Source organism: Paenibacillus sp. R14(2021) (genome assembly GCF_019431355.1).
In the GTDB taxonomy this organism is placed as follows: Bacteria; Bacillota; Bacilli; order Paenibacillales; family Paenibacillaceae; genus Paenibacillus_Z.
Window position 1 is genome coordinate 3,267,633 of sequence record NZ_CP080269.1, and the last position, 12,382, is coordinate 3,280,014.

The following is a 12,382-nucleotide window of genomic DNA, read 5'->3' on the forward strand; positions in this document are numbered from 1 at the left end:
ATGGGAGTAAACATATAGATGGGATTATTGAAACTATCACGCTAGAGAGGTCCCTTCCCATGATTATCGTTCAAGTTCCTCCGCTCCCCCATTTTCTGACGGGCGGCCGCGATGTGTATGCAGCCGGAGATCAACATGTCGAAAGGCAGATGATCGGCGTATTCGATCTGATCGTCGTCTCGCAAGGGACGCTGTTTATCGGGGAGGCAGGCATTGACGCGGAAGTCGGGGCAGGCCAGGCACTGATTCTTCGCCCGGACCTGCACCATTATCCGACGAAGCCGTGCGAAGCAGAGACAACGTTCTATTGGATTCATTTTCAGCTCACCTCGCTGTGGTCGGATCGCAGCGAACCTGGGCCGATTCATCTCTCGCCGCAACCGAACGCCGATCATGCCCACGTTAGAGACTTCGGACAGCAGCATACCCTGCGTCTGCCGCGCCTCATGACGCTCCCGGACCCGGCGGCCGTCTATGCCGAGATCGAAGGGCTGTTGTCGCTGATCTCGAAATCCGACTTGGCCAGCAGTTGGAAGCGGCAGGCGATTTTTCATAATTTGCTGTTCCGCATGTACGGCGATGTCCATTCCGGCCGCATGGATTCCGCCGTCGTGAAGCTGGCCGAACGGACAGCCTCGTACCTGCGGGCGAACTATCGGCAGGCATTAACGAACGAACAGCTGCGCAGCGCATTGAATTACCATCCTATTTACATAACGCGCTGCATGCGGGCCGTCTTCGGCTGCACGCCGAACGAATACGTGAATGAATATCGGATGGGGCAGGCCAAGCTTCAGCTGCTAACGACGGATCGCCCCATTGCCGAAATCGCCGCTGACGCGGGCTTCGAGGACCCCGCGTATTTTACGCGCCGCTTCGGCAGGTACGCGCGCATGAGCCCTACGGCATACCGGAATCAGTTCATAACCGGGGATCGGCGGGAACTGGAATGACGAGCAACCCGTACAAGAAGAAACCGCTTCGGGTAGCATAACAATGGCGTCGAGCCCGCTGCCGGAATCTGTATCAACATTCGAAATAATTGCTATATCGAATAACATCCATATTCGCTACACTTATTATAATGATAGCGCATTCATAACACTAAACCCTGTTCGAACGATCGAGGTTATTCCTAAACCGAAGAGGAGTGAGGCATCTATGTATAACGTGGCCATCGTGGACGACGAGCTGCAGACGGCGCTTGGCATCGGCAGCCATACCGATTGGGAAGCTTACAACATGCACGTTGCCGCGGTCGCCTCGAACGGACAGGACGTGCTGGATCTCATGGCTGATCAAACGATCGACCTGCTCATTACCGACGTGAATATGCCGATCATCGACGGCATCAGCCTGATTAAGGCCGCCAGGGAACTGCAGCCCTCGCTGCGGTGCATCGTCATCAGCGCGTACAGCGAGTTCACCTACGTCAAAAAGGCGCTCATGCTAAACGTCGAGAACTATCTGCTCAAGCCCATCAACGAGAACGAGCTGCATGAGACGCTTCTCCAGACGCTGCAAAATCTGGACAGGGACCGCTCTCACGCTCAGCACGAATGGCCGGACATGGTGGCCTTCCGCACCAATATTCTGGATCGCTGGGTCAACGGCCTGATTCAGGAATTCGAGCTGTTCGAGCGGGGAGAGCTGCTTCATATCGACTTACGAGCGGAAGCGTATCGAGCAGCCGTTCTCGAGGTTAACGTCGATGGAACAGAACAGGGTGCCGCAGCTTGCGGCATGATTCCTGCCGCAGCCCGGCTGCTGGAGCTGTGCAGAAGCATGCCGGCTTCGCCGTGCTTGAAGGAATGCTTCATGGACACCTCCTTCCGAGTCGTCATTATCAGCCACGACTCCCTCGAAGGCGAGCTGGAGTCGATGCTTCGCAGCATCATCCAGAAAGCCGCTTCGAGCGGCATTCACGCGTTCGCGGCCGCCGGACGGCTAACGGCTTCGTCCTCGCGCGTGCACGAAAGCTTCTCGGATGCGCGGCTTGCCCTGCATTACCGCTATCTGAATCCCGCAGTCCCGATCTGGCGCTGCGGGGCCGAGATGGACCCCTTTGCCCTCAGCCGGGTCTCGTTCATCCAGCTGCTGCAAGCCGGCAGCGTCGACCAAGCCTTGCAGGCCATCCTTCATTCCTTGCGCGCTTCGGCAGATCCCCATACGTCAGCCATTCCGTTCATGCTGCAGCTCGTTCAGTCGACGATCGACGCCGGCAGAGTCGGAAGCGCCTTGCCTGCAAGCATGCTGCGGCAGCTTTCGACCTTCATGGAAGCGCGGAAGCCGGAGCAGCTCACCCACTGGATGAAATCCGCGATCGCGGAAGCCGTCAAGGCGATGCATGAACGCAGCGGCTCGTATCATCCGCTCATTCGGCAAACGCTGGAGCAGATCCGCCTCCGGCTGGGGAAAGAGCTTTCGCTGAAGACGCTGGCTGCGTCCATGAAGGTCAGCTCGGCTTATCTCGGGCAGCTGTTCAAAGACGAAACCGGCAAATACTTCAACGATTACGTCGCGCAAGCCCGCTTGGAAGCCGCCCGTGCGCTGCTGCTTGAAACCGATCTGAAAATCAGCGACATCGCGCCGCGCATCGGCATTCCGAACCACAGCTACTTCAACCGCCTGTTCAAGAAGACGTACGGTTACTCGCCGGTTGAATTCCGCAGGCGCTCCCTCGTTTCGATGCCTGCGGAGCGTTGATCTCACCGCGAGCCCTCACCATCAACTAGACGCGTCCGGGGGCTCTCCTTCCCATGCATGCCGCGTCCCATCTCGTGCGCATCGCCGGAGGGAGTGCTGGTCTGCGCCTTGATGCGGACGACAATGCGCGTTCCGAGGCCCGGCCCCGGGCTCACGACCGCCAAGCCGCAGTCCTTGCCGTACACGAGCCGAATGCGTTCCTGCACGTTCAGCAGGCCGTAACTCTGCCTTTTCCCTGCCGTGTCGTCCAGGCTGTCCTTGCGCAGATCCTGCGCAATTCGCGCGAGCCGCCCCGGCGCGATGCCCCGACCGTTGTCCTCGAAGACAAATTCAATCTCCTCGCCTCGCCGTCTGCCCGTGATGGCGAATTGATTATCTTCCTCCCTGTCCCGCAGCCCGTGGACAAAATAATTCTCGACGAGCGGCTGGAGCAGGTTTTTCGGAATCAGGCAGTCCATGATCCCCGGCTCGACGTCAAGCGCGTAATCGGGCAGGCTTCCCGCATAGCGCATCGAGAAAATATCGATGTACATCCCGCATAGATGCAGCTCCTTGCGGATCGAAATAAACGTATCGTCCTTCACGATGCTGCGGTACAAATTAGCCAGCAGCACGATCATCTCCGCGACATCCGCATTACCCTCGTCATTGGCTTTGATCCGGATCGCCTCCAGCGTGTTGTAGAGGAAATGAGGATTAATCCCTGCCTGTAAGGCATGAAGCTCCGCGTTCTTCTTACGCAGCTCGCTGATATATTCCCGCTTGATCATCTCCTGCAGCTCGCCGGTCATGCGATTGAACCGAATCGCCAATTCGCCGAATTCGTCATGGCGCCCGCCTACCGGCACCCGGTAAGACAAATCGCTCTCGCCTACGCGCTTCATCGCCCGGACAAGCTGATGCAGCCGTTTGGCGACAATGGATCCGGCCATGGCGTAGAGCAGCGCGCACAGAACGGCCATCGCCGTGATGGCGCCGTAAACCTTGTACGCAAGACCGGGATTTCCCGTCTCGATCTTTCCCATTGGGACGAGATTGACGCCGATGTAATTGCGGCCCAGCTGATTGACGACTTGGATGTATTCCGCCTTCCCGTCGATGACCGCCTGATCTTTCCCGGAGAGCAGCAGCTCTATGGATGGACAAGGTCCCGCGGCATACTCGCCCCTGGAGTCGTAGATTCGATCGCCGCTCCGCGTCAGCAGCAGGAACCGCCCTTGTTTGCGGCCCGAATAGGCGTCCAGGATTTTATCGATCGGACTTGTCGCGTATGCGATCAGAATCTGGCCGGCGTTCGTTCGAATGTTCTGGCTGCCGAGCTCACCCGCGATCCCGTAAACCTCGACCGGGCGGGACAGCGTACCGCCAAGCAGCCGGCTGCCATAAATGCTTCTGCCCCCCCGCTTACTTCGCAAAACATCCGCAAACGGGAAGCTCTCCCCTACCGTCTCGATCGTTCGGCTTTGGCTCCTGTACAGGAAGTTGGTGCCGGTGCGCGTCTTGCGGATCAGAATCGCCGCAATGTCGCTGTCCTTCACAGTCACGTTCTGCAGCAGGCTGACGATGCCCGACTTCAAGTACGGATCGGTCTCGTAGTCCTGATCGGAGCTCGCTTCCAGCAGATTATTGATCTTGTCGTAATTGGCGGGATCCTCATAGAGCGGGAACAGCAAATTTACGAATTGATCGTGCTTCCGGTCGTAAAAGTTTGTGACCGCATTCAGCGCATCGCGGCTCGCCTGCAGCTGCTTCACCGTATCGAGCTGATTCGCATAACGGACGGCCAGAAACGCGAGCGCATACGCGACGACGAGAAAGATGAGCGTATTGTACAGCATGAGCCGATTCTGGAACCGAAGCGGAAACCACCTGCGCATCTGTTTCATGACAAGCATCGCATGTCCTTCCCTTCATTGCTGTCTTTAACCAGGCCAGGGCTGGCCCTGAGCATCCTATCCTCCATTATAGATCAAAAAAGCAGGCCGCTAGGACCTGCTTGATCGGCAGCCGGCATATTCTTCACGGCGGCGGCAATCGTTATTGGTATTTCGCCGCGCTCTCTTGCGCGGTCTTCCATGCCTGCATATCCCAGTCGAGCACCTTCTGAACGCCGAGTCCTTCGGCCTTCTTCCGCATGTCGTCGACATAGCTATTAAATTCGTTCTCGTTCTTCGAGAACACGGCCAGCCATGAGTTCGTCTTTACGACGTCGCCGATTTTGTTCTTGAACGCGTTCATGTCGTCGTCCATCGGCGGCACGAGCTTCATCGCAAGCGGCGTCAGCGTGTACCGGTTTTGGGCTTTCAGCATCTCGGTCGTCGATTTGAAGCCGGTCGTATCCTGCCAATCCTTCATCAGCTTGGAAGGATTGCGGCCTTGCGAGGACGGCCAATACCCGTAATTGAGCGCCTGCCCCGTTGACGGATTGAGGTTGGCGCCGGATAAGCCGTAGCTGTTCACAGTACCTGTGCCTTCCCCAAGCTTGCCGCCTCCCGGCAGATCCTTGTTATTTTCGATCATATCCCAGCCCTGATCGGTAACGTAAGGCTCGCCTTTGTCGTTCACGTCCCAGGTGACGCCCTTCGGACCATTCATCAGCAGCTGCATGCCGTCGGTCGAATACATGAAGTCCAGATAACGAAGCGCGGCATCGACGTGCTTCGAGGAAGCGCTAATCGCGAACGACCACGAGCTGCCGATCGGATTCTCGCCCCACCAGAATGCTTTGTAATCTTTGGGCAGGACGGAGCGAAAGCCTGAAGGATTGGCGGCATTCATATGTTCAAGCGTGTTGTAGCCGCCTGTATACCACGGCCACCAGCCGAACAGCACGCGTCCCTGCTGCACCTTCTGTGCCGAGGTATCGAAGCGCTGCGTAAGGGAGTCGGGATCGACGAGCCCCATTTGGTTCGCTTGATAGTAAAACTTCAGGGCGCGGATATATTCGCTGTCCGCATCAAGGATGCTCTTCGTTTCCCCGGTTCCGATATTCACCTGCAGGAACGGCAGCGCGAGCTGGTCCCCCGTGTCGATGCCGCTCCATACGGATGGCTGCGTCGCCTGCTCCATATTAATGCTGTCCCAGTCCTTCCATAGCGAGAACCCGTATACGCGCTGTCCGTCCGCCGTCTTCGGCTCCAAATCCTGCATTTTCTTCAGCAGCGGCAAGTAATCCTCCATTGTGTTGATTTCGGGCATGCCCAGCTTCTTGTACAAATCCCACCGCAGAGACGGACCGTAGTTAAGCTCAGTCATCACGTCGCCCTTGCCGATCGCATTGCCGACCGAGTAAGCCTTGCCGGTACCGTTGCTTGCGATGTCCCGATAGTATTGCAGCGACTTACCCGCATTCTTGACCAGGTTCGGCAGCTTGTCTGCGTAATCGTCCAGGTTCAGCAGCATATTCGCCCGGACCGCGTCGGACACCTGCTTCGGCGTCTTAAATACAACGATGTCCGGCAGCTCGCCTCCGGCCATGAGCGCCTGCAGCTTCTGCTCGCCCTGATCGCCCGACGGCAGCAGCTCCAGCTTAACGCCGACCTTCTCCTGCAAAATGTTGGCCCACCAGTTCTCCTGCAAGCCCGACGTATTTGCCGGCAAAGAGAACATTTGGAGCGTGACCGTTTCGTTGTCCGCGGCGGCTCCGCTGCCCGAGTTATCGGCGGTCCCTCCGTTCGCTTCATCCGTCGCACCCGTATTGCCTGCGCTGCCTGTGTCCGTGTTCCCTGTGCTGCCGCTGTTCTCGTTGCTGCCGCAAGCGCTCATGACCATCATCAGACTGACGGCCGCGGCCGCGAATGCTTTTCGATTCACGCGCATCGTGATTGCCTCCCATTTATATGCCTATCTATTGTAATCGTCGGTTTCCCGACGCCATTACTGAACGGTATCCTGCTTGCCTCGTCAGCCTTTGACGGCACCGATCATAATTCCCTTCACGAAAAAACGCTGCAGAAACGGATACACGCACAAAATCGGCAGCACCACGACGATGGAGATCGTCATTCGAATCGAAGTCGCCGTCAGCAGCCGCGACGGGTCGATCGGCTGGCCGCTCGACGAGGAACGCATCAGCGCCGCCAGCGCGTTCACTTCGCTCAGATGCTGATACAGCACGAATTGCAGCGTATACAGCTTGGCATCCCGCATCAGAAACAGCGTATCCATGAAGGCATTCCATTGTCCGACGCTTGCGAATACGCCGATGGTGGCCAAAATCGGCATCGAGAGCGGAAGCACGACCCGTGTGAACCGCACCATATAGCCGGCTCCGTCGAGCTGCGCCGACTCTTCCAGGGCCGGCGGAATTTGCTCGACGTAGGTTTTGAACAAAATCACGAAGAAAGGCGACACCAAGCCGGGCAGGATATAGGCCAGAAAGTTATTTAGCATGCCTAAATTTTTCATTGTCACGAACCAAGGAATCAATCCCGCATTGAAGTACATCGTCACGATCACGAACCGGTACCAGAACGTCCGCTTCCAATATTCGCCCCGGCAGAACGCGTAGCCGAGGAAGGCCGAACCCACCAGGGTCAGCAGCGTGCCGAGAACGGTGCGGGCGACCGAGATGAACGCGGCGTTCCACAGTCCCTTGATCTTGAACACTTCGACGTAATTATGGAAGTGCGTCCCCTTCGGGAGCAGCAGAATTTGCCCGGTCGAAGCGAGCTTGTTATCGCTGATCGTGTTAATGAAGATGTAGTAGAACGGGAAAATGCAAGCCAGCGTAAATAAGGTGAAGGCGATAATATTCATGACGTTAAATAGTTGGTTGCCGAGCGTTCGCTCCTCATGCAGCATCCGGGTAGACCTCCTTAAATAATCGATTCTTTGCGGATTGCCCGTGACATCGCGTTCGCGGCGAACAAGAGCACGATACTGACGACCGACTTCAGCATGCTGACGACCGTGGCGAACGGAATATCGTTGCCAAGCATCCCTTGGTTGTACACGAACAGGTCAAGCACCTCGATGCCGCCTTTGTTCATAGGGTTCTGGAAGACGAAATATTGCTCCAGTCCGTTGTTGATGAAGTTGGCGATCGACAGCAGCAGCAGCACGAAGAATGTCGGCATCAAGCCCGGTACGGTAATATGCCAAATCCGCGCAAAACGGCCGGCTCCGTCGACGGTCGCCGCTTCGTACAGCTCCTGTTCGATCGAGGCAATCGCGGCAAGGTAGATAATCGCGCTCCAGCCGAGGCCTTTCCAGGTCGCGTACGCCAGCATCGTCAGCCAGATATGACTGTCCGTGGCTAGGAAATTGATTTCATTATGGATGAGGCCCGCCGCGAGCAGGAAGCGGTTGAGGAATCCGTCCCCTACGGAGAAGACCGACCAAGCGACGGCGTAGACCAGAATCCAGCTGATGAAATTCGGCAGCGTCGTAAGCGTTTGCACAAGACGCTGAAATCGCTTGAAGCGGACTTCCGTCAAGCAGATCGCGAAGATCGCGGGCAAGGGCGATGTCAGAATGCCCAGAAAGCTGATCGCAAACGTATTGCGCAGCACGCGAACGATGTCTTCCCGTGTCACCGCATTGTCCACCAGCGCGGCGAAGTGCTTCAAGCCGACAAACGGCGTATCCGACAGCTTCATCCCGGCATGATAATCGAAGAACGCATAAATCCAACCATAGAGCGGGTAATAACAAAATAAAAGGACGACGGCCAGCAGCGGCGTTGTCAGCAGAAACAGCTGAAAGCCGGCTCGTTTCTGCGCGTTGGAATCCTTCTTCGGAGCTAGGGTACCGGCCCTCGGTTCAGCGGCAGTTTTCATGGAAGTCATGCTCCTTTCAGTTATGGATGCGCTGTCATATTCAGTGTAGCGAGCAGAGGAGGCGCTGCAAATAATAATAATTTCGAATGCTGATACGGTTTTGGAGTCGTTTGCTGCCTGCGTCCAGGATCAAAAAAAAAGGCCGACCTAATGGTCGGTCCCGCAATGATAAAGAGCGATGCATCCCTGCGGCTGAAAACCAAAAAACCAGATCGCAGGGAGAATGCCGACGACTTGCCGCTTAATTTCAGTATTTTGATCCCGGTCTCAACCTTCTCCAGCTTACCAGCCTAAGCTATCAAACCACATCTCGCCGCGGTTCTTCCCAATGGCCGTGCGGATATAACCGATCATCGGCTCCGGCAGCGCCCTGCGGTCGAACCACTGCAGCGCTTCGCATTTATGCGGTTCGGCATTGACGATCACTCCGCGCCAAGCGCGAACGTTCAAATAGAAATCGATCCATTCCGTGTTTCCGTTCTTGCGATGGATCACGCCCGCGATGTCCAGGTCCTCGGGCAAAATATCGACGCCCGCTTCTTCCTTGGCTTCCCGAATCGCGGCCGATTTCACTTCTTCTCCGCCGTCGATCCGTCCTGCCACGACGCTCCACTTGCCGTCTTCGAAGCCGGTATTCTTTCTTTTCAGGAGCAGCACTTCCTCGTTCCGATAGAAGAGGAGATGGACGGCTCCGAAGAAAATTGGGGTTCTCATGGTATCCTCCGTGTTAACTAAGCCCAGTAAATCCATTTATTATAATACTCAAACGAAGACTTGTTTAGATGCTTTAGACGCGGCACAGTTCCGCCTCCTGTCTTAAGAAAATAAAGTATTAGACTGGATGTATTGAATTCGTGCGGTGTTTCGAATTGCCAAACCCGTCAGGCTCTGAAAAATAAGTATTAGACTGACCCCTAAAAACGGAACAGCAGCATATCAGACGAGAAAAAAAGTCTGAGCTGCTGCTCTATTATTGAACGCTAACGTTCCCAGTTAGTTTAACAATGACATCTACTCTGCCCTCTAGCTTGGATGAATTTAATACTACTCCTGAACACCCAATGCTTGCTGTAGTCGAATGATTTCGGCCGCGTCGAATGTTCTCTTCTTATTGCTGCTGATGTTTTTACCTTTGGAGAATGTAATCCGAATCGTATCGCCATACGCGAAATCTTCAAACCGAAGCGGCTTCCCGTCGGCGTCCGCAAGCTTGGTTTCGCTCGTTACTTTGATGTTGCATAAGTAACCGACATCGTCGATTGCTCCGTGTTTGCCGCGGTTGACTTCATCAGAGCAGTTCACGAGAAATTCGCGATTTTGTATCGTTTCGATCGAATCCTCGAAGCTCTTGACTGTACTGCCTCTTCCACCCGATACGAACCATAGGACAATGAAAAGGATAACGAGAAGTAGCAATGCCAACGTGACGAGCGTCTTTTGTCGAATAAAAATCATTCCTCCTTGCAATCCCAATTATATCTTAAACGCAGTATGCAAAGAGTTTGTTACGCATTATCTGCCCTTTAGTGTTATGCGATTCCTGCCTTTCATCGGGAATGAGATCAAGTTCTTGTCAATTCGACGACTTTCTATTCCAATGCCAATTGATTCTATTGTTATCAATCATTTTTTCGTTTCAGATCCAAGAACCTTCCCTGCCTTGTCCATGTACAACTTTGTCATCTTACCATCCTTGTTCTGCCCAATTACTCCGAAAAACAGTGCATGCTGATCTTTACTAATCTTGAAGTGATATCCTTCAGCCCATCCCTCCCCTGGTCTTATACCGTATTTAATCGCAGTCTGCACCATATCTGTTGAATCAAGTAAAAGATCACCTTGTGGAATAATTTTAAAATCTTGAGTGTTTTCTTTGGCTATTTGTTCAATTGCGATTTTACCTTTTTTTATGTTGATGATCAGAGTTTGGTTTCGCGGACCATTTGTAAAGAGCAAATTCCAAATTTCCCTTTTTCCATCATGCCCAAGCGTTGAAGGAGGCATCGATCCTTTATCACCAACACTCGTAATGTAAATTAACTCTGCCTGAGTATCCCATTTTCTAGCTTCGCCAAGACCGATCTGATGAGCCTCTAGTAAAGAAATTGCTGGGCTATTAGATGCCCTTACTGCGCCCATATCAATGAAGCAGCTTACATAAGTTAAGAAAATTAAAATGGCTCTCCGGAACATGGAAAGAAACCTCCGGTATTTTTTGGAGTAGTTTACCATGTCGCCGATTGAATTATTCTGCCCGTTAGTTGGACAAAGCCAGCTTGCATTTAACTATCGAATTTGTCTTGTGGATCTCAGACATAAAAAGTCCCCTTCAAGTAGACTGTAGTGCTTTCTTAGCACTTGTCTACTCGAAGGGGATACTATCCGTGTGAGGTCCTGCGTTCAGAACATCCCGCCGCCGAGTACCTATGGTTCAGCCGTGCAGCATTACTTGCCGTTTAGAGGTGTCGAGATTTCTTGTAGGAAACGGCCGAAGTTCCCTTCCGACCAGTGCTCGACGGATTTGCCGTTCTCAATGCGGTCGATGGAAATGCCGCTGAGGTGGACTTCACGGCCGGATGCCGGGATTCCTAGAATCGTGCCGGTGTGGACGCCTCCCAGGGTCCAACGCGTAACGACTTTGTTGCCCTCTGCGATTTGATCGAGCACTTCCAATTTATAACCTTTGAGCGCCCCTTTTAGCTCGAGGTCGCTAGCGAGCCAAACTCCGCGGTCCATGGGACCGTCAAATCCGTGAAGCAACAGGTCCTTCGAGATATACTTATCGAAGCCGGCAGCGAGATCCCCGTTGTAGCTAGCGTAGAACGCCGCGGCTACTTGTTTTGGATCCTGTTGGTTGTTTAGAGGAGTCGAGATTTCCTGCAGGAAACGACCGAAGTTTCCTTCCGACCAGTGCTCGATGGATTTGCCGTTCTCAATGCGGTCGATTGAAATACCGCTGAGGTGGACTTCACGGCCGGATGCTGGGATTCCTAGAATCGTGCCGGTATGGACGCCTCCCAGGGTCCAACGCGTAACGACTTTGTTGCCCTCTGCGATTTGATCGAGCACTTCCAATTTATAGCCTTTGAGCGCCGCTTTTAGCTCGAGGTCGCTAGCGAGCCAAACTCCGCGGTCCATGGGACCGTCGAATCCGTGAAGCAACAGGTCCTTCGAGATATACTTATCGAAACCGGCGGCGAGATCCCCGTTGTAGCTAGCGTAGAACGCCGTGGCGACCTGTTTTGGCTTCAGTAGGTGATTGGCCGAGACTTCGCTTGATACCTGGACTTTATTGTTTTTAATGTTTTGAGTTACTTGATTGGTTGGGGGAGCCTGGAGCTCCTGCAAGAATCGTCCGAAGTTCCCTTCCGACCAGTGCTCGACGGATTTGCCGTTCTCAATGCGGTCGATGGAAATACCGCTGAGGTGGACTTCGCGGCCGGACGCTGGAATTCCCAGAATCGTGCCGGTTTGGACGCCGCCCAGTGTCCAACGTGTGACGACCTTGTTGCCTTCCGCTATTTGATCGAGAACTTGCAGTTTATAACCTTTGAGCGCCCCTTTTAGCTCGAGGTCGCTAGCGAGCCAAACTCCGCGGTCCATGGGACCGTCGAACCCGTGAAGCACCAATTTCTTTGAAATATATTTCTCGAAGCCAGCGGCGAGATCCCCGTTGTAGCTGGCGTAGAACGCCGCGGCTACCTGTTTTGGCTTCAGTTGATGACTAGACGATGCACCCTGGTTGGATTTTTCAACTTTGTTCGCTCTTACAACAGTAGCTGCGTAAGAATGCGAACTATTCGAGAACGATACTGTTCCGACTGTACCAAGTGTCATCGTTAGAGCAAGACTTAATACCTTTAATTTATTATGGAATTTCTTCATCGCAAATTATC

The 12,382-nt window shown here is 54.1% G+C and carries 10 protein-coding genes; 2 read left to right on the forward strand and 8 right to left on the reverse strand.

Going from position 1 to position 12,382, the window contains the following annotated elements; all coding sequences use genetic code 11:
* Positions 1–59 precede the first annotated feature (59 nt).
* Both KXU80_RS15200 and KXU80_RS15205 read left to right on the forward strand, forming a co-directional pair.
* Positions 60–953: a helix-turn-helix transcriptional regulator gene (locus KXU80_RS15200; protein ID WP_219834112.1), complete on the forward strand. Its 894-nt coding sequence runs from the start codon at positions 60–62 to the stop codon at positions 951–953.
* 208 nt (positions 954–1,161) lie between these two features.
* Positions 1,162–2,706 carry a response regulator gene (locus KXU80_RS15205; RefSeq protein ID WP_219834113.1) on the forward strand — a complete coding sequence of 515 codons (1,545 nt, stop codon included), beginning with the start codon at positions 1,162–1,164 and terminating at the stop codon, positions 2,704–2,706.
* 2 nt (positions 2,707–2,708) lie between these two features.
* Here the strand turns inward: KXU80_RS15205 and KXU80_RS15210 are convergent, their stop codons facing one another.
* The 8 genes from KXU80_RS15210 to KXU80_RS15245 all read right to left on the reverse strand — a co-directional run bounded on the left by KXU80_RS15210 (position 2,709) and on the right by KXU80_RS15245 (position 12,371).
* On the reverse strand, positions 2,709–4,601 hold the full coding sequence (locus KXU80_RS15210; protein ID WP_219834114.1) for a sensor histidine kinase: 1,893 nt from the start codon (positions 4,599–4,601) through the stop codon (positions 2,709–2,711).
* A gap of 142 nt (positions 4,602–4,743) precedes the next feature.
* The gene (locus KXU80_RS15215) at positions 4,744–6,525 is read right to left on the reverse strand and encodes an extracellular solute-binding protein (protein ID WP_219834115.1); all 1,782 of its coding nucleotides are present in this window, start codon (positions 6,523–6,525) and stop codon (positions 4,744–4,746) included.
* 84 nt (positions 6,526–6,609) lie between these two features.
* A complete protein-coding gene (locus KXU80_RS15220; RefSeq protein WP_219834116.1) occupies positions 6,610–7,509 on the reverse strand; it encodes a carbohydrate ABC transporter permease in 900 nt (299 codons plus the stop codon).
* Positions 7,510–7,523: 14 nt separating this feature from the next.
* Positions 7,524–8,486 carry an ABC transporter permease gene (locus tag KXU80_RS15225; protein WP_219834117.1) on the reverse strand — a complete coding sequence of 321 codons (963 nt, stop codon included), beginning with the start codon at positions 8,484–8,486 and terminating at the stop codon, positions 7,524–7,526.
* A gap of 282 nt (positions 8,487–8,768) precedes the next feature.
* Positions 8,769–9,200, reverse strand: a complete 432-nt coding sequence (locus KXU80_RS15230) for an NUDIX hydrolase (RefSeq protein ID WP_219834118.1) — start codon at positions 9,198–9,200, stop codon at positions 8,769–8,771.
* 330 nt (positions 9,201–9,530) lie between these two features.
* Positions 9,531–9,941, reverse strand: a complete 411-nt coding sequence (locus tag KXU80_RS15235) for a hypothetical protein (RefSeq protein WP_219834119.1) — start codon at positions 9,939–9,941, stop codon at positions 9,531–9,533.
* Between the two features lie 168 nt (positions 9,942–10,109).
* Complete coding sequence (locus tag KXU80_RS15240) at positions 10,110–10,679, reverse strand: hypothetical protein (protein WP_219834120.1); 570 nt, start codon at positions 10,677–10,679, stop codon at positions 10,110–10,112.
* A 252-nt stretch (positions 10,680–10,931) separates the two neighbouring features.
* Complete coding sequence (locus KXU80_RS15245) at positions 10,932–12,371, reverse strand: ester cyclase (RefSeq protein ID WP_219834121.1); 1,440 nt, start codon at positions 12,369–12,371, stop codon at positions 10,932–10,934.
* Positions 12,372–12,382 lie beyond the last annotated feature (11 nt).